This is a genomic window from Streptomyces sp. CA-250714 (genome assembly GCF_050936705.1).
Lineage (GTDB): Bacteria > Actinomycetota > Actinomycetes > Streptomycetales > Streptomycetaceae > Streptomyces.
In genome coordinates, this window is sequence record NZ_JBNJMI010000001.1 from 1,701,998 (window position 1) to 1,719,634 (window position 17,637).

At 70.8% G+C, this 17,637-nt stretch carries 17 protein-coding genes; 10 read left to right on the forward strand and 7 right to left on the reverse strand.

Annotated features, from left to right (window positions below):
- Positions 1-3: 3 nt before the first annotated feature.
- The 4 genes from ACQEU8_RS07595 (at position 4) to ACQEU8_RS07610 (ending at position 3,509) form a co-directional block, all read left to right on the forward strand.
- The gene (locus ACQEU8_RS07595; protein WP_433098156.1) at positions 4-528 is read left to right on the forward strand and encodes a MaoC family dehydratase; all 525 of its coding nucleotides are present in this window, start codon (positions 4-6) and stop codon (positions 526-528) included.
- Entirely contained in the window at positions 528-1,742 is a 1,215-nt protein-coding gene (locus ACQEU8_RS07600; RefSeq protein ID WP_433098158.1) for an acyl-CoA dehydrogenase family protein, read from the forward strand. Before ACQEU8_RS07595 ends, ACQEU8_RS07600 begins: the two co-directional genes overlap by 1 nt.
- Before the next feature lie 170 nt (positions 1,743-1,912).
- The gene (locus ACQEU8_RS07605; RefSeq protein ID WP_433098160.1) at positions 1,913-2,611 is read left to right on the forward strand and encodes a phosphatidylserine decarboxylase; all 699 of its coding nucleotides are present in this window, start codon (positions 1,913-1,915) and stop codon (positions 2,609-2,611) included.
- Positions 2,598-3,509, forward strand: coding sequence for a CDP-alcohol phosphatidyltransferase family protein (locus ACQEU8_RS07610; protein ID WP_433098162.1), 912 nt, complete (start codon positions 2,598-2,600; stop codon positions 3,507-3,509). The genes ACQEU8_RS07605 and ACQEU8_RS07610 overlap by 14 nt, the downstream gene beginning before the upstream one ends.
- A gap of 718 nt (positions 3,510-4,227) precedes the next feature.
- Here ACQEU8_RS07610 and ACQEU8_RS07615 read toward each other — a convergent pair.
- The 4 genes from ACQEU8_RS07615 to ACQEU8_RS07630 form a co-directional block, all read right to left on the reverse strand.
- On the reverse strand, positions 4,228-5,361 hold the full coding sequence (locus ACQEU8_RS07615) for a glycerate kinase (RefSeq protein ID WP_433098164.1): 1,134 nt from the start codon (positions 5,359-5,361) through the stop codon (positions 4,228-4,230).
- Between the two features lie 141 nt (positions 5,362-5,502).
- Positions 5,503-6,930, reverse strand: coding sequence for a phytoene desaturase family protein (locus tag ACQEU8_RS07620; RefSeq protein ID WP_433098166.1), 1,428 nt, complete (start codon positions 6,928-6,930; stop codon positions 5,503-5,505).
- A 26-nt stretch (positions 6,931-6,956) separates the two neighbouring features.
- Positions 6,957-7,802 (reverse strand): inositol monophosphatase family protein, encoded by an 846-nt coding sequence (locus tag ACQEU8_RS07625; protein WP_433098168.1) that lies wholly within the window; start codon positions 7,800-7,802, stop codon positions 6,957-6,959.
- A gap of 147 nt (positions 7,803-7,949) precedes the next feature.
- A complete protein-coding gene (locus tag ACQEU8_RS07630; RefSeq protein ID WP_433098170.1) occupies positions 7,950-8,642 on the reverse strand; it encodes a B3/B4 domain-containing protein in 693 nt (230 codons plus the stop codon).
- A 190-nt stretch (positions 8,643-8,832) separates the two neighbouring features.
- Here ACQEU8_RS07630 and ACQEU8_RS07635 point away from each other — a divergent pair, with 190 nt between their 5' ends.
- The 4 genes from ACQEU8_RS07635 (at position 8,833) to ACQEU8_RS07650 (ending at position 11,980) form a co-directional block, all read left to right on the forward strand.
- On the forward strand, positions 8,833-9,591 hold the full coding sequence (locus tag ACQEU8_RS07635) for a 3-oxoacyl-ACP reductase family protein (RefSeq protein WP_433102211.1): 759 nt from the start codon (positions 8,833-8,835) through the stop codon (positions 9,589-9,591).
- 181 nt (positions 9,592-9,772) lie between these two features.
- A complete protein-coding gene (locus tag ACQEU8_RS07640; RefSeq protein ID WP_433098173.1) occupies positions 9,773-10,354 on the forward strand; it encodes a COG4315 family predicted lipoprotein in 582 nt (193 codons plus the stop codon).
- A 41-nt stretch (positions 10,355-10,395) separates the two neighbouring features.
- Positions 10,396-10,863, forward strand: a complete 468-nt coding sequence (locus ACQEU8_RS07645) for a hypothetical protein (protein WP_433098175.1) — start codon at positions 10,396-10,398, stop codon at positions 10,861-10,863.
- 61 nt (positions 10,864-10,924) lie between these two features.
- Entirely contained in the window at positions 10,925-11,980 is a 1,056-nt protein-coding gene (locus ACQEU8_RS07650; protein ID WP_433098177.1) for a lipoate--protein ligase family protein, read from the forward strand.
- Between the two features lie 37 nt (positions 11,981-12,017).
- Here the strand turns inward: ACQEU8_RS07650 and ACQEU8_RS07655 are convergent, their stop codons facing one another.
- Positions 12,018-12,845 (reverse strand): class I SAM-dependent methyltransferase, encoded by an 828-nt coding sequence (locus tag ACQEU8_RS07655; RefSeq protein ID WP_433098179.1) that lies wholly within the window; start codon positions 12,843-12,845, stop codon positions 12,018-12,020.
- 140 nt (positions 12,846-12,985) lie between these two features.
- On the opposite strand from ACQEU8_RS07655, the gene ACQEU8_RS07660 reads away from it, so the two are divergent.
- On the forward strand, positions 12,986-13,510 hold the full coding sequence (locus tag ACQEU8_RS07660) for a DinB family protein (RefSeq protein WP_433102213.1): 525 nt from the start codon (positions 12,986-12,988) through the stop codon (positions 13,508-13,510).
- Positions 13,511-13,566: 56 nt separating this feature from the next.
- On the opposite strand, the gene ACQEU8_RS07665 is transcribed toward ACQEU8_RS07660, so the two are convergent.
- Together ACQEU8_RS07665 and ACQEU8_RS07670 are read right to left on the reverse strand one after the other, a co-directional pair.
- A complete protein-coding gene (locus tag ACQEU8_RS07665) occupies positions 13,567-14,061 on the reverse strand; it encodes a DUF3237 domain-containing protein (RefSeq protein WP_433098181.1) in 495 nt (164 codons plus the stop codon).
- Positions 14,058-14,549 carry a nuclear transport factor 2 family protein gene (locus tag ACQEU8_RS07670; protein ID WP_433098183.1) on the reverse strand — a complete coding sequence of 164 codons (492 nt, stop codon included), beginning with the start codon at positions 14,547-14,549 and terminating at the stop codon, positions 14,058-14,060. The genes ACQEU8_RS07665 and ACQEU8_RS07670 overlap by 4 nt, the downstream gene beginning before the upstream one ends.
- 446 nt (positions 14,550-14,995) lie before the next feature.
- Here ACQEU8_RS07670 and ACQEU8_RS07675 point away from each other — a divergent pair, with 446 nt between their 5' ends.
- A complete protein-coding gene (locus ACQEU8_RS07675) occupies positions 14,996-17,497 on the forward strand; it encodes an ATP-binding cassette domain-containing protein (protein ID WP_433098185.1) in 2,502 nt (833 codons plus the stop codon).
- The last annotated feature ends 140 nt before the right edge of the window (positions 17,498-17,637 follow it).

A 17,637-nucleotide genomic window follows, 5' to 3' on the forward strand; every position in this document is an offset into this window, starting at 1 on the left:
CCGATGCAGTTCGGGCGTACCTATGAGGAATTCACGGTCGGCGACGTCTACAAGCACTGGCCGGGAAAGACGGTCACCGAGTACGACGACCACCTGTTCTGTCTGCTCACCATGAACCACCACCCGCTGCACATGGACAGCAACTACGCCGAGTCGACGACCGACTTCGGCAAGAACGTGGTGGTCGGCAACTACATCTACTCGCTGCTGCTGGGGATGTCGGTGCCGGACGTCTCGGGAAAGGCCATCGCCAACCTCGAGATCGAGTCGCTCAAGCACGTGGCGCCGACCTTCCACGGCGACACCATCTACGGCGAGACGACGGTGCTGGACAAGATCCCGTCGAAGTCGAAGAGCGACCGCGGGATCGTGCACGTCGAGACCAAGGGCTACAAGCAGGACGGCACCCTGGTGTGCGTCTTCCGGCGCAAGGTGATGGTGCCGACGGAGACCTACGTCAAGGAGCGTGGCGGGGAACAGCCGGGCCGCCCCGAACTGCGGGAACCGGCACCGAAGGGCGGTAAGTGATGGGCCGGCTGGCACAGACCGAGGGTCTGACGGAGATACAGCGGGAAATCCTCTCGACGGTGCGGAGTTTCGTCGACAAGGAGATCCTCCCCGTCGCCACGGAACTGGAGCACAAGGACGAGTACCCCACCGAGATCGTCGAGGGCCTGAAAGAGCTCGGGATCTTCGGCCTGATGATCCCCGAGGAGTACGGCGGGCTCGGTGAGTCGCTGCTCACATACGCACTGTGCGTGGAGGAGATCGCCCGCGGCTGGATGAGCGTCTCCGGAATCATCAACACCCACTTCATCGTGGCGTACATGCTCAAGCAGCACGGCACCCAGGAGCAGAAGGACTACTTCCTGCCGAAGATGGCCACGGGCGAGATCCGTGGCGCGTTCTCGATGTCCGAGCCGGGGCTGGGCTCGGATGTGTCGGCCATCACGTCCAAGGGCGTGCGTGCCGACGACGGTTCCGGCGACTTCCTGCTGAACGGGCAGAAGATGTGGCTGACCAACGGAGGCTCCTCCACGCTGGTGGCCGTGCTGTGCCGTACCGACGAGGGGCACCCGGAGGGCACGGCTCCGCACAAGTCGATGACGACGTTCCTGGTGGAGAAGGAGCCTGGTTTCGGCCAGGTCAAGCCGGGGCTCACCATTCCCGGCAAGATAGACAAAATGGGCTACAAAGGCGTCGACACCACCGAACTGATCATGGACGATCTGCGGGTCCCGGCCGACCGGGTTCTCGGTGGCGCGACCGGTCGCGGCTTTTACCAGATGATGGACGGAGTCGAGGTCGGCCGGGTCAATGTCGCAGCCCGTGGTTGCGGTGTCGCACAGCGTGCTTTCGAGCTCGGTATCGACTACGCGCAGCAGCGTCACACGTTTGGCAAGCCCATCTCCGGGCATCAGGCCATTCAGTTCAAGCTGGCCGAAATGGCCACGAAGGTCGAGGCAGCACACGCCCTGATGGTGGGTGCGGCCCGCAAGAAGGACTCGGGTCAACGCAACGACCTGGAGGCAGGGATGGCGAAATATCTCGCCTCCGAGTACTGCAAGGAGGTCGTGGAGGACGCCTTCCGCATCCACGGCGGGTACGGTTTCAGCAAGGAATATGAGATCGAGCGGCTCTACCGGGAGGCGCCGATGCTACTGATCGGCGAAGGAACCGCAGAGATCCAGAAAATGATCGTGGGCCGGCGGCTCCTCGAGGAGTACCGAAGCCAGGGCTGAATGTCCTTTTCGGGGTGTTTTCTTGGTATTCAAGATCACACCCCGAACCGGGACTTCGGCCACTGACTGGCCCGCTGGCTTGCCCAGTTGCCATCAGAAACCGATAGCATCCCGGGAAAGCCGCCGTCCCCCTGTCACCTACGCGGCTCCCTCCGCTACGAAGGTCATTCATGCCCCACAGCCCATCCACAGCACCCAGCGGCTCCCCCTCGTCCGGCGCTGACGGCCCCGGCTCCGGCGCATCCCGCGCACCCCGTGTGCGCCTCGCACGCGGCGCCTCGCCGTGGCTCGCCCCGACCGTCGCGACGGCGGCTCTCAGTCTGGCCCGCGCCCGCAAGTCGAAGCGCGCCGCCCTGGTCGCCGTACCCGCGACGGCGCTCGCCGCCGGGATGCTGTGGTTCTTCCGGGACCCGGAGCGGGAAATCGGCCAGGGCCGGGTGATCTCCCCGGCCGACGGCGTGGTGCAGAGCATCATGCCGTGGCAGGACGGCCGTACCCGCGTCGCCATCTTCATGAGCCCGCTGAACGTCCACGTCAACCGGGCACCCCTCGCGGGCACGGTGACGTCCGTCGAGCACATCCCCGGCGGCTACGTTCCGGCGTTCAACAAGGAGAGCGAGAACAACGAGCGCGTCGTCTGGCACTTCGACACCGAGCTGGGCGATATCGAGATGGTCCAGATCGCCGGCGCCGTGGCCCGGCGGATCGTGCCGTACGTGCCCAGTGGTGCCAAGGTCGAGCAGGGCGAGCGCCTCGGGCTGATCAGGTTCGGCTCCCGGGTGGACGTCTACCTCCCCAAGGGCGTCGAGACGGCCGTGGAGGTCGGTCAGACCACGACAGCGGGGGTGACTCGCCTTGACCGTGATTGATCCCGACGCCCAGGCGACCTGGGTTCCCGGAACGGAGCGGTCCGCGGATACCGGCTACGCCGAGTACGCCGATGACGAATACGCGGAGTACACGGACGACGCCGACGACGAGATGCCGCTGTCGACCCGGCTGTCGATCGCGGACACGCTCACGCTGGGCAACGCGACCTGCGGCTTCATGGCGGTGTACTTCACCACCACCGGCGTGCTCATTCCGCATCTGACCGGCAGCGAGGACGGCGGCATGGCCCGGCACAGCGCCGCCACCGCCGTGGTGCTGATGCTGATGGCCGCCGTCTTCGATCTCTTCGACGGGCTGGTCGCGCGCAAGCTGCGCAGCTCGGCGATGGGCGCCGAGCTGGACAATCTCTCCGACCTGATCAGCTTCGGGCTGGCGCCCGCCTACTTCGTGGCCGTCTGGGGCATGGTCGCCAACGACGCGTCACACCAGCGGATCTCGGTTGTCGCCGCCGTCGTGGTGTTGCTGGCGGTGGTGCTGCGGCTTGCGCGGTTCTCCTGCGTGCCCATGCGGAACGGGATGTTCCAGGGCATGCCAGGGCCTTTCGGTGCGCTCACCGTGATCTCCATCGTGCTGCTGGAGCTGCCCTTCGTGCCGACCGCGCTCGGCATTCTCGGCGTCGCGTGGCTGATGGTCAGCCGCGTGGAGTACCCGAAGCCGCGGGGACGGCTGGCGGTGGCCATGCTGTGCTGGATCGTGCTCAGCATGGGGTTGCTGGCCTCCTGGGCCTTCGACGCTCCCGGTGGGGAGCTGCTGCTTCAGACGGGCTGCGCGTTGCAGGTTGTTCTTGGCGCGGTGATTCCTTTGTTTGCCACGGCTCGGCGGGTGAATGCGTTTCGGGACAACCGGCGGGAAGCGCGGGCTGCTGCGCAGGGCTGATCCCCTTCCGTGAGGGGCCCACCACATCGCTGGTGGGCCCCTTTTTCGTGCCTCGGGGGCGGGTGAGGGCTTGGGGTGGGAGGGGGTTGGTGGTGGCGTGGGTGGGTGGGGTTGGGGGCGGTGCGGGGTGGGTGGGGGTTCGTGGTGGCGTGGGTGGGTGGGGGTGGTGGTGGCCTGGGGTGGGTGGGGGTTGGGGGCGGCTCCCCCGCCTGCCGCCGGGCCGGCTGGCTTGTGGGGGCACGCCCCCTTTGTATTTCGGCTGCCGCCGACAGGTCGTGTCGGGGGGCTCCGCCCCCCAACGGCCCCCCGCTAGGTGGGCTTCGCCCCCCTAGGACCCCCCTTCCGCAACCTGCCTAGCCATTGACGTAAGAGCCGTCCGCTTCAGGGCTGCTGCCTTTTGTCTGCGGGTGGCGCCCATATCTGGGGTTGGAGCAATGGGCGCTCTCATCCACCCCAGATATGGGCGCCACCCGCAGCGAATAGTCCTGGAGCAGGCGCGGGGGACTGATTGTCCAGAGGGTCAATTTGGGTCGGGGGGGGCTCCTAGGGGGGCGGAGCCCCCGTAGCGGGGGGCAGTTGGGGGGCGGAGCCGCCCCAACGCCCGTCCGGCGAGGACCGGGGGTTTGGGGGCAGCGCCCCCAACACGAGAAGGGCCCCCGGGGTGGGGCCCTCAGCCCGCCACCTCCCCCACCCACCCAGCCCTCAACAACGCAGCCGGTTACAAGCGGTCCGCGGCGAGGCGTTCGGCGAGGGTTTCAAGGAGGGGCCCCGCATCGGCAATGCACCGTTCGACATCGGACTCGATATCCGTAAGCGCGTAGGCCCTCTCGATACCGGCGGCATCAAGCTCCCGCTGACCGATGGCGAGGCGGCCGCAAACGGCGAGCACAGGCTTCCCGGCGCGGCGCGCAGCAGCCGCGACGCCCGCGGGGGCCTTCCCATGGAGCGTCTGCTCGTCCAGAGAGCCCTCTCCGGTGATCACGAGCGAGGCCCTCCCGATCGCGGCCTCGACGCCGAGCTCCTCCATCAGGATCTCGATGCCGGGGCGGAACCGGGCCCGGAGGCCGACGAGGGCGCCGAAGCCGATGCCGCCCGCGGCGCCGGCGCCGGGCGAGGCGGCGGCCTCCTGTTCGCCGAGGACCTCGGCGAAGTGGGTGAGGGCCCCGTCCAGCAGCTTCACGTCCTCCTCGGTGGCGCCCTTCTGCGGACCGTAGACGGCGGCAGCGCCCTTGGGGCCGGTCAGCGGGTTGTCCACGTCGCTGGCGAGGACGACCTCGACGTTCTTGAGCCGGGGGTCCATGCCGGACAGGTCGGCGGAGACCAGTTCCCGCAGTCCGCCGCCGCCCCACGGGATGGAGTCACCGTCCCGGTCGAGCAGCCGGGCGCCCAGCGCGTCCAGCATGCCTGCGCCGCCGTCGGTGGTGGCCGAGCCGCCGACGCCGAAGATGATGGTGTGCGCGCCCGCGTCGACGGCGGCCAGCAGCAGTTCGCCGGCGCCGTACGTGGTGGCGGTCAGCGGCACGAAGACACCGGGCGGCAGATGCTGGAGGCCGGACGCCTCGGCCATCTCCACGACGGCGGTGCCCTCACGCAGCGCGAAGGCGGCCGTGACGGGGGCGCCGAGGGGTCCGGTGACCTCGACCTCGTGGCGCACGAAGCCGTTGGCGACGGCCGCCGCGACCGTGCCGTCGCCGCCGTCGGCCACCGGCAGGGCCTCGACGTGCACCTCCGGGCGGGCCTTCCGGATTCCAGCCGTGAGACGCTCTGCGACCTCGACGGCCGTCAGCGATCCCTTGAACTTGTCCGCGGCGATCAGTACGCGCGCCGGTGTGGTCCGCACCGTCGAAGTCATGGTTCTGCCCCTGGGTCTCTCTGTTGTTCGAACAGGCAGTCGCGCCTTGGGGACCCTATCTTTCCGACGCCTTCCCCGACCATGGGCCACGACCGGAGGGGGCGTACGCGCCGCACTGTACGCCCCGCACGGGGAGCTGCGTCACCGGGCCCGCAGCCGCCGCCACACGGCCCGCGCGGCGTGATGACCGGCCATACCGTGTACGCCGGGTCCCGGCGGGGCCGCGGAGGAGCACAGGAAGACGGACGGGTGCGCGGTCTCGTAGGGGACGCGCTTGAGCTTGGGCCGGATCAGCAGCCGCAGCCCGGCTGCCGAGCCGCAGGAGATGTCGCCGCCGACATAGTTGGCGTTCCGCGCGGCGAGCTGCGGCGGTCCCGCGGTGGCGCGGGCCAGCACCCGGTCCCGGAAGCCGGGTGCGAAGCGCTCGATCTGGCGCTCCACGGCCTCGGTGGCATCGCCCTCCCAGCCGTTGGGCAGATGGCCGTACGCCCAGAAGACGTGTTTGCCCTCGGGGGCGCGGGTGGGGTCGACGAGGCTGGGCTGTGCGGTGATGAGGAAGGGCCGCTCGGGGGCCCGGCCGCGTACGACGGCGTCCCGCATCGCGGTGTCGATGTCGTCCAGCGTCGGACCGACGTGCACCGTTCCGGCGCGTGCTGCCTGCGGGGAGGTCCAGGGGACGGGCCCGTCCAGCGCGTAGTCGATCTTGAAGAGGCTGGCGCCGTAGCGGACGTTGTCGTAGGCGCTGCCCAGCCCGGCGATGCGGGCGAGGGCGGTCGGCGAGGTGTCGAAGATGTAGGCGCGGGCCGGCGGGAGTTCGTCCAGGCGTTTGACCTCGGTGCCGGTGTGGATCGTACCGCCGAGGGCGCGCAGATAGCCGGCCAGTGCGTCGGAGATGGCCTGGGAGCCGCCGCGCGGGACCGGCCAGCCGACCACATGCCCGGCGAGTGCGAAGACGAGCGCCGGGGCCGTCATGAACGGGTTGTTCATGGGTGCGATGACGTGCCCCGCCATGCCCGCGAGCAGTGCCCTGGCCTTCTCGTCGCGGAACCGGATCCTGGTCCAGGTGACCGGCTGGAGCCCGGTGAGGCCGAACCTCACGAGCTGCACGGGATCGGTGGGGAAGCGGCCGTTGAAGGCCGAGCCGTAGCCGAAGAAGTCCTCGGCCAGGGTTTCCCAGCGGCCGAGGTAGGGCCCGACCATACGACGGTAGGCGCCCGCGTCGCGCGGGCCGAGGGAGGCCGCCGTCTCACCGACCGAACGGGCCAGCACGGCGGCGCTGCCGTCGGGGAACGGGTGTGCCAGCGGGAGTTCGGGTTGCAGCCACTCCAGGCCGTAGCGGTCCAGCGGCATGGAGCGGAAGGCGGGCGATGCGGCGCCGGTGGGGTGGACGGCGGAGCAGGGGTCGTGCCGGAAGCCCGGCAGGGTCAGTTCCTCGGTGCGGGCGCCGCCGCCGATGGTGTCCCGTGCCTCGAACAGCTCGACCTCCAAGCCGCGCCGGGCCAGCTCAACGGCTGCTGTCAGCCCGTTGGGGCCGGCTCCCACGATCACCGCGTCCCGGATCGATGGCACTTGCGGCTCCCCTCGCCCGGCCCTGGTCAGGCAGGTCGGCTTCCGTCGCTCTCGGCACTCTCGTCGCGCAGGAGCCCCACCATACGCCGCGTCGTGTCCGCGTCACGCGCGGCGGTGAACGGCAGCGCGTTGCCGCCCGCGAGGCGGAACGGGGCGTCGGCCACGGTGCTGCTGGCGCCGCCCGCCTCGGCCACCATCAGCAGCCCGGCTGCGTGGTCCCAGGCGGACTCCCAGGTGTAGGCGACGGCGTCCAGCCGCCCTTGGGCGATCGCGAGGTATTCCAGCCCCGCCGAGCCGGTGGGCCGTACGTCCACGCCTTCCGTACGCAGCCCGCGCAGCGCGCGTTCCTGGGACTCGTCCGTGTAGTCCGGGTGCGAGACGGCGACGTGCAACGGCGCGCCCGCATCGGGTGAACCGGCCCGCAGCGGCTCCCCGTTGAGCAGCACCCCGCCGCCGCGCCGTGCGATGGCCGTCATCCCGAGAGCGGGCGCCAGGATCCACCCCGCGAGTGTCTCGCCGTGGTGGGCCAGGGCGATCATGGTGCAGAAGCCCTCGTCGCCCGCGACGAACTGGCGGGTGCCGTCGATCGGGTCGATGATCCACACCGGGTCCGGGCCGGAGAGCGCCGCGTACGAGGCCGGGTGCGCGTGCACGGTCTCCTCGCCGACGACGGCGGAGCCGGGCAGCAACTGACGTAGCGCTTCGGACAGTTGCTGTTCGGCACGTTGGTCGGCGATGGTGACCAGGTCATGGCTGCCGGTCTTGGTCTCCACCTCGTGCTCGGCCAGTTGCCGCCAGCGCGGCATCACCTGGGCGTCCACCGCCTCGCGGACCGCCTGTTCCACCGCTGTCGTCAGCTCGTCGTCGATCACCTCACCATGGAAGCACGGGGCCGGACCTGCCGGCTCGGCGAGGTCGACTCCGGTTTCCCGACTACCGGTGCTTTCCGACTACCGGTGCCGCAACTTTTCTCCGTCGCGGCGGCGAGAGTGGGGCCGCGTCGCAGGGTGGCGCGTGGGTCAGGTGGCCCGCAGCAGGCGGGAGGCCGTCGCCGCGTCGGGGTTGCCGGCGCGCAGGGCGTCCGTGAGCGCGCGGCCCGCTTCTTCCAGTGCGGAGTCGTCCATGGCGCCGAGGGCGTCGAGGATGAAGACCGCACGGGTGGTCTCGGTGGTCAGCCGGGTGCGTACGCACTGGCGCCAGTTCCAGCGGCGGCAGGTGACGCCCTCGTCGTCGCGCCAGATCACCTCGCCGGGACGCGGGTTCTCCGTCACCGGCTCGCCGCCCGACATCAGTTCGAAGGGCTCCGTGCCCTCGGCGCGGGTGAGCCGGAGCGGACCGGTGTAGTGGTCGAGGTCCTCGCCGCCGAGCGGGACGACGTGTGCGACGGAGACCGCGTTGTAGATGTCCGTCAGCCGGTCGATGCGCGGCAGCCCTTCAGGGGCACGGCGCAGCAGCGCATCGACGCTGGGCCGGGTGCGCTTGGGCTTCGCGCCGAAGGCGCGGAACGCCTCCCGCCACTCGGCGACGTGCGGGTGCTCCTCGGGGTCGCACGCCTTCGCCTCGGCCTCGGCGAGCAGTTCCTCGCTGAAGGCGTCGCCGGGCCCCGGCCGCAGCCCCTCGGCGACGATCAGCAGCGCGCGGTAGTCCGGACGCAGCGCGCCGACGGACGGGTCGATGGACGCGGCGGCCAGCCACTCCTCGGTCGTGTTCATGTGTACGTGTCGCTCCCGTGGTCCGTGCTAGTTCACTACACGGTACCAGCAAGTGCATCGTACGCGACTAAAATGTACCGTCCGAATAGCGCCAGCACCCCGGCACACCTCGCCCGAGGATCGAGTCATGTCAACCGGAACGACGACCGACATGACAACGACCACGACGACGAACGGGCAGGAAGCGACCATGCGCAGTGACACCGACCAGCGGCCCCTCCGCGGCAGAGCCGCCCTCGTGACCGGCGGCAGCAGGGGAATCGGCGCCGCCGTCGCCCTGCGGCTGGCGGCGGACGGCGCCGATGTGGCGCTGACGTACGAGTCGAACGCCGAGTCGGCCCGCGAGGTGGCCGAGCAGATCAAGGAGCGCGGCGGCCGGGCGTGGACCGTGCGAGCCTCGCTGGCCGACGCGGACTCGGTCCGGGCCGCGGTGGACGGGGCCGCCGAGGAGTTCGGACGGCTGGACATCCTCGTCAACAACGCGGGCACCGGTGCCCAGGGCGAGCTCGCCTCGGTGGACGCCGCGGAGCTCGACCGGGTGCTGTCGGTCAACGTACGCGGGGCCTATCTCGTGGCACAGGCGGCGGCCTCCCGGATGGCCGACGGCGGCCGGATCATCAACATCGGAAGCTGCGTGTCCGCGCGCGTGCCCTTCCCCGGGATGACGCTGTACGCCATGAGCAAGGCGGCCGTCACCGGGCTGACCAAGGGGCTGGCCCGGGAACTGGCGTCCCGCGGCATCACCGTCAACCAGGTCTCGCCGGGCCCGATCGACACCGATATGAACCCGGCCGACGGAGAGAGCGCGGCGGCGCAGGCGGCTCTCACGATGCTGGGCCGGTACGGGACACCGGAGGAGATCGCCGACTCGGTGGCCCACCTCGTCGGCGACGGCGCACGGTACGTCACCGGCGCCCTGCTGGCGGTGGACGGCGGCTTCGCGGCCTGACCCGGCGTACGGGGGCCGGGTCTCGCACGGGCCCGGCGCGCGGCGGATGGAGCCCGGCCGGGCAGGGCGGTGGCCGGGTACGCAGGACGGCCCCCGCCGACTGGCCGCTCCCCGTGGCGCGTGGTGCTCTGGTCCCGCAGCCCTCTCCAGGCTGCGGGACAGCCGAGCCGGAGGCCCTCTCATGCGGAAGACCGCCAGCACGCGGAAAGCGGCCAGCACGCGGAAGACCGCCAGGACAGCCGTATGCGCCGCGACAGCCGTGCTGTTGGCCACCGCTCTCAGCGGCTGCTCGGACGACGGCGGCGGTGGTGCGTCCCCCTCACCCTCGACCACGAAGAAGGAGGGAACCGTTCAGGTGCGCTCCGGCGACCTGGGGAAGTTCCTGGTCGACGGCGCGGGCCGGACGCTCTATCTCTTCGAGGCCGACAAGTCGAGCAAGTCGACCTGTGAAGGCGGTTGCGCGGAGGCGTGGCCGCCCGTCGTCGTCAAGGGCAAGGCCGAGCCCAAGGCGGGCGCGGGCACGAAAAGCGATCTGCTGGGGACCAGCGAGCGGGAGGGCGGCGACCGGCAAGTCACCTACAACGGCCACCCGCTCTACCTCTACCAGGGCGATGAGAAGGCCGGGGACACCAACGGCCAGGCACTCGACCAGTTCGGCGCCAAATGGTTCGTCCTCGACCCGTCCGGCAAGAAGATCCCCGGCGGGAAGAAGAGCGAGAAGAAGCCCTCCAAGAAGCCGAAGCAGACCGACGGCGGCTACTGACACCAGGTCCGGTCCCGCACACCCGGACGGCAGGAGAGGCCATGACCGCGAACACCTCCACCCCTCCCCCCGCACCCCACGGTCAGGCGTACCGCATCGTGCAGGGCGGCGCCCGCGCCTTGTCGGCCGGCGGGCTCGGCGTGAACGCCTACATCCACGCCACCATCGCCGACCAGTACGACGCGGTCAGCGAGGGCATCAGCCAGGGGGACCTCTTCCGGATCGAGGCGGGGCTGGCGGCACTGGCGGCGCTGCTGGTGCTGGTGTGGTGGCGGACGGTCTCCGACGCCTTCGCCTGGCTGGTCTCCGCCGGCGGGCTGGCGCTGCTGCTGCTCTACGCGTACGTCGACGTGGGGACGCTGGGGCCGATTCCCAACATGTACGAGCCGGCCTGGTTCGACGACAAGAGACTGACCGTCGTGGCCCAGGGCGTCACGCTGGTGATGTCCACGTTCCTGCTGATCGGCCATTCACGCCGATCGCGCCGGCTGGTCACCGACGTAGGCTGAACGCCGGCCGGAGCCAGGCACGGCCCGGCCGGGACGGACAGGTGAGGGCAGGCGGTCGGTCATGCACGGCGAGTACAAGAACCCCGGCGGCAAGCTGGTGGTGGTCGATCTGGACGACCAGGACGGCGTGCTGCGCAACGTCCGCGTAGCGGGCGACTTCTTCCTCGAACCCGACGAGGCGCTCGCCGCCATCGACCGGGCGCTCGAAGGCGCTCCCTCCGACACCGACACGGCCGCCCTCACCGCCCGTATCGAGGCAGCGCTCCCCGAAGGCACCGCGATGTACGGCATCACGGCCGAGGGCGTCGCGGTCTGCGTGCGCCGGGCGCTGACCCGGGCCACCGAGTGGACCGACTACGACTGGCAGCTCATCCACGAGCCGCCGCAGTCGCCCGCCCTGCACATGGCGCTCGACGAGGTGCTGACCGCTCAGGTCGCCGCAGGACGCCGCTCACCGACGCTGCGCGTCTGGGAATGGGACTCCCCCGCCGTCATCATCGGCAGCTTCCAGTCGCTCCGTAACGAGGTGGATCCCGACGGCGCGGCACGGCACGGGGTCACCGTCGTACGCCGGATCTCCGGCGGCGGCGCGATGTTCGTCGAGGCCGAGAACACCATCACCTACTCCCTCTCGGTCCCCGCCTCCCTCGTCTCCGGTCTGTCGTTCGCCGACTCCTACGCCTATCTCGACGACTGGGTGCTGAACGCCCTCGCCGACATGGGGATCAACGCCTGGTACCAGCCCCTGAACGACATCGCCTCCAAGGAGGGCAAGATCGCCGGTGCCGCCCAGAAACGTGTTGCCGGTGGCGAGGGGGCCGTCCTGCACCACGTGACCATGTCCTACAACATCGACGCCGAGAAGATGCTGGACGTGCTGCGCATCGGCAAGGAGAAGATGTCCGACAAGGGCACCAGGAGCGCCAAGAAGCGCGTCGACCCACTGCGCCGGCAGACCGGCCTTCCCCGTCACGAGGTCATCGACCGCATGATCGACTCGTTCCGCACCCGCTACGGGCTCACCGAGGGCCGGGTGACCCCGGAGGAGCTGGCGCGCGCCGAGGAGCTGGCCCTCACCAAGTACAGCAGCGAGGAGTGGACCGCGCGGGTGCCGTAGCACCGGCCCGTCTCGCCCGCCCCCGTATCGGCCCCCGTCAGGCGGTGCCGGTCCTCCGTGCGGTGACGGCAACGGTGGTGTAGGGCAGCGTGAAGCTGCCGCCGAGCGCGTCGATGACGGCTCCGACGCCCTCCAGCACCTGGGCCAGCTTCGCCGGGGGAAGGCGGGTCAGGATGCCGTGGGTGGGCAGCTGGACCAGCCACTCGTCGCGGGTGTAGCTCCGCTCCCACTCGATGCGCCACTGTTCCGACTCGCCGAACCCGGCCGACTCCCGGATGCCGTCGGTGGCCTTGGTGAGCAGCGCCTGGTAGCCGTCCAGGCCCTGCCGCGTCGGCTGGAGGTTCACCGGCGCGTCGGGCATCGCCCGTCGGTAGACCGCGGCGAAGTCCTCGGCCACCTCCGCCGGGAGCTGGAAGACGTGCCAGAACAGTGCCAACAGACCACCGGGCCGCAGCACCTGCGCCGCTTTGGCCGCGCCCGCGACCGGGTCGACCCAGTGCCATGCCTGCCCGGCGACGACCAGGTCGAACGTCCGGCCTGCCGGATCCCAGGCTTCGAATGTCGCCACCTCTGCCTCGGTCCCGCCGCGCCGGGCGAAGTCGGCCAGCCGTACGTCGGGCTCGACGCCGAGAACCCGGCAGCCGGCCGCCGCGAACTGCCGGGCCGCTATGCCCGTGCCGCAGCCGACATCGAGGAGGTCGGGACCCGGCCCGGCGTCGACGACGCGGCGCACCAGGGCGTCGGGGTAGCGGGGGCGCGTGCGGTCGTAGCGTTCGGGATCCGCACCGAACGACTCGGCCATCTGCCGGAGTTGATGGGGCTCGGGCTCGGAGGGCCGCGAGGGCCCTGGCGATACAGTGGGCATCCGCCCACTGTAAGTGGGCAGTTGCCCACTCGCAATCGGGTGCGGCAACCCAGGCACCGACAGAACGGGAGAGTCTCGTGGAGCAGAACAGCACTGCGGAGCCCGGTGCGGACATACCCGCACCGGCCAGAAGAGCCGAGATGTTCATCAGCCCCGAGCAGGACTCCCGGTTCAGCGGCCCGACGACGGGTAACGAACGCGCCCTGCTCGCGGGCGTCCTGGCGGCCCAGCGCACGACGTTGGAGCTGAAGTGCACGGGCGTGGACGGGGCACTGGCCCGGCGCTCGGTCGAACCGTCCACGCTGTCCCTGCTCGGGCTGGTGAGGCACCTCGCCGATGTGGAACGCCGCTGGTTCCGGCAGGTACTCGCCGGGCAGGACGCGCCGCCCCGCTTCTCCTCGGCCACCGACCCCGACGGGGACTTCGACGGCGCGGCACCCGACGAGGAGACCGTTGCGGCGGCATGGCAGGTCTGGCGCGAGGAAGTGGCCTTCGCCGAGCGGTTCGTCGCCGAAACACCGGACCTCGATGTCTCGGGCGTCGACGCCTGGCGCGGAGAAGTCTCCCTGCGCTGGGTGCTCGTCCACATGGTCGAGGAGTACGCCCGGCACAACGGCCACGCCGACCTGCTCCGCGAGCGGATCGACGGAGCGAGAGGGGTGTAGCGGCAAGGTCGAGCCCCCGCCGCCCGCCCGGGCCGGGCCGGGCACCGGGCGCCCCGTTACAGGACCTCCGAGACCTTGTAGGCAATCCCTCCTTCCACGAGGTAGCCCGACCCCACGCAGACGATGCCGTTGAGCCAGGCGTACTGCTCGGCACCGGTCTCGAAGAGCGGGTTGGTCCGGAAGTAGTAGTCGGCGGGGTCGACGCGGTGCCGCTCGGCGGGATCGGCCATGGCAGCACGCAGCCCGGGCGGCGTGCTCCAGCGACCGCCGTACGTCATGTGCAACAGCGCGCCGTCATGGGTGCGCAGGGTGAGGCGCACGTCCAGGGCCATCGTTCCGTCCGGGGCGAACAGCGCCCAGTCCCCGCCGCCGGGCACCACCTCACCGCGCAGCCTGGGGCCGGAGAACGTACCCCCGGCGGCGCCGAACAGCACCCGCCTGCCGAACGGGCCGCTGCCGATGGGCAGCTGGGGGTCCAGGTCGACGACGATGTCGAAGAGGTGCGAGGTGCGAAGGTCGCCCACATCCCTCACGCGCACGTCCGCTCTCATCGGCCCTCACCTTTCGCGGGTACGGGTCGGACCTCGCCTTTGGCGGATACGGGAAAGAGAGTGCCGCGGACCGCGTCCGTGGAGACACCGGACCCGTCGCACAGTGTCGCGAGGTCGAAGAAGAACTGCTCACTCGCGATGAGGTCGTCCCGGAAGGTGAACCGGATGAACACCGGCAACTCGGCGCGGGTGCCGCCGGGTCGCACACCGAACCGGTCACCCGTCATGGTCAGCCGCGCCGTCCCCCAGCACACCAGCGTGTCCGCGTTGCTCGCGTGGCCGTCCAAGGTGATCTCGTAGTCCGGGAAGGCGGCGAAGAACCGCCGCAACGCCCGCTCGTTCTCGGCCCGCCCCCGGGCCGTCGTGCCGAATGCCGGGGTGTCCAGCACCATCTCGGGGTGGAAGAGCCGGAGGGCGGCGGGGATGTCCTGCCGACTTTTGGCGACGGCCAGCGCATGCGCCAGCTCGACCATGCGTTGTTCCTGCACGGGTGACTCCTTCGGGTCGGGTCGGACGGAGAAAAGCAAAAGCGTCGGGCGGAGGAAGTAAAAGCACGGCCGTTCGCACAGTAGTCTCCGCCGACGTGCACCACAACGGAGTTGGCGACGGGGATGAACGACGTGCGGCGCGGGGAAGCCGGCGTGCGGCGCGGGAGCGCGGCGCGGGGAACCGACGTGCGGCGCGGGGAACCCGGCGTGCGGCGGGGACTCGACGGCGGCGGCGCGCCGACAGCGCCATCCAGCCGCCCACCCGTATGAACCGGCCCTCGCGGCGTCCCGACCGGCTACCCGGACGAGTGAACCATCAGGAGCTCGCCTGGCTGGTCGTCGGAGCCGCCCCTAGGCTCCGTCATGACTGCCAACGCCCGATAAATATGCCGGTATCCGGCGGCAACCCGCGGGCGCCGTTCCGCACCCCTGGTGGATTTCCGTACATGACACTCCTGATGGGCCCGCCCGCGACGAGCGCACCGCCCTCCAGCCGTCTCATCGACGGCCAGGTCCGCCCACGGTCCGTCCTTCCCGGCCGGCAGCGCTGGGAGGTGAGGGCCGTCCGCGGGCGGCCCAACCTCGCCCGGCTGCTGGAGACTTCGCTCCAGGCGACGCCGGGGGTGGACGAGGCGGAGGTCAGCCCGGTCACCGGCCGAGTGCTGCTGTTCCACGACCCCGCGGCGCTGAGTTCCCGCGAGGCGGCGCGGCTGCTGGGTGAGGCGGTGGCGCAGGTGGTCGCACAGCTCGCGGACCACCCCGGCCCCGCAGCGCACCGTACGTCGCGCCGAGCGCCGGGCGGAACATCCAGCGGTACGTCGCACCCGGCGTCCCGGCACACGTCACGCGAAGCCGACCGCGGCGAAGACGCGTCGCGACCGGCTATCGGCGGCTCGCAGCGCTCTTCCGGCGGTGGCGCGGGTGTCGTCGCGGTCGCGGGCGCCGGCGTGGGGGTCACGTTGGCGCTGGGGGTCGGGAAGCATGTGCTGAAGGTGCTGTCCGCTCCGTGGGTGAGCCTCGGTCTCGTCGCCGTGGCGACGACGGCCATCGTCAGACGCGCCTGGCGACGCGCGGACCAGTCCGGAGCCGGCGCCGACTCCGATGCCTCCGACAGCTCCCGGACGCCCTCCCGCGGGCACTTCCTGACGCGCCTCATCGGCTCGCACCGGCGTAAGTTCGGCCTGGCAACCGCGCTGTCCGTGGTCGCCCAGGCAATGGAACTGGGCCTGTTCGCGCTCATCTCCTACACCATCACGGTCCTCGTCGGGGGCGGCAGCGAGTGGCTGTCAGGACTGGGATTCGCCGGGCTGGAAACCCAACTGCCCCTCCTCGCGGGCGCCACGGCGCTGACAGCGGTGGTATCCACCGGGCTGTCGTATCTGGCCACCGCCAACTGGAACAGGCTCGCCCGGCGCATCGAGGGCGATCTGCGGGCGACCACATACGCACACGTCCAACGGCTGTCGACAGCCGACCTGGAGGGGGAACGGACCAACCAGACCGCGCGGGTACTGACCGAGGACATCAGCCAGCTGGGCGACTTCGTCGGACGCACCCTGCACGAGTCGGCGCAGTTGGCGACCTGCTTCACCGTGCTCGCCCCCACCTTCCTGCTGCTGGCCCCGCAGCTGGCCTGGCTCGCGTTCGCGCCGATCCCGCTGGTCGCCTGGCTCTCCTTCCGCTTCCACGAGCGCACGGCCGGCGACCGCGCGGAGTCCGCCGCCACCGGCTCCCGGCTGCACGCCAGGCTGACCGACAACCTCCAGGCCAATGTGATGGTCAAGGCCGCGTGCACCGAGGAGTACGAGGAGCGGCGCGTCGCCGAGCTGTGCGCGGAGGACGGCGCAGCCAACGCCCGCACCGACCGCAGCTCCGCCGTGCAGGCCCAGTTGGTGCGGATGTGCGCCTTCGCCGCGCTGCCCGGCACGATTCTGCTGGGCGGCAAGGCCGTGCTGCGCGGCGAACTGTCGCTGGAGCGCTTCACCCCGCTGCTGGACCTGCCCGCGATGACTCTGTCGCGGCTCAACCGGCTCGGAGACATGACGGACGACTACCGCCGCTCCGCGGACGCGTTCCGGCGTGTCCAGCGGCTGCTGGAGCTGCCCAGGGAGACGGCCGAGGGCAGCAGGGAACTGCCCGCCGAGGGAGTCCGCGGAGAACTCGACCTGCAGAAGGTGACGTTCGCCTACCCCGGCAGGCCGCCGGCCCTGCGCGATCTGTCGCTGCACATCGCCCCCGGCCAGGTCACCGGAATCGTAGGGACGACCGGCGCGGGCAAGACGACCATCGCCAAACTCCTGATGCGCTTCCGGCAGCCGACCGCCGGGCAGGTGCTGCTCGACGGTGTCGATGTGAGCGAGTTGCCGCTGCACGAGCTGCGGGGTGCGATCGGTTACGTATCCCAGGAGCCGTTCATCTTCGACGGGACCATCGCGGAGAACATCCGCTACGGCACCTTCGAGGCCGACGAGCGGCGGGTCGCCGCGGCCGCCCGGGCCGCCGGGGCCGACTCGTTCATCGAGTCCCTGCCCGACGGTTACAAGACCCAGGTCGGCGAACGCGGCGCCGCGCTCTCCGGAGGCCAGAAACAGCGCATCGCCCTGGCCCGTACGTTCCTGGCCGATCCGCCTGTCGTGATCCTCGACGAGGCGACCTCCGCGGTCGACAACGAGACGGAGGCGGCCATTCAGCGCGGGCTGGAAGCCTTCGCCCGCGAGCGGACCCTCGTGGTGATCGCGCACCGGCTGTCCACGATCCGCAACGCCGACACCATCTACGTCCTCGACCGCGGCGGTGTGGTCGCCGAGCGGGGCACTCACACCGAGTTGGTGCAGCGCGGCGGCAGATACGCGAATCTGTGGCGGCTCCAGGCAGGCGACCCCGCGCAGCCCCGGCCGGCCGAGCGGGAGGCCCAGCAGCCGACCTGGCTGCGCGCGCTGCCGAGCTGACGCGACCGGCGGCCGAACCGGCGCATCGGACAGCGGCGCATCGGGCAGCCAAGTCCCCGCATCGGGCGGTCGAGCACGGGAATGCCGAAGCCGGGTGCCGGAGCTGATCGCTCCGGCACCCGGCTTCGGTGTGCGCTGCC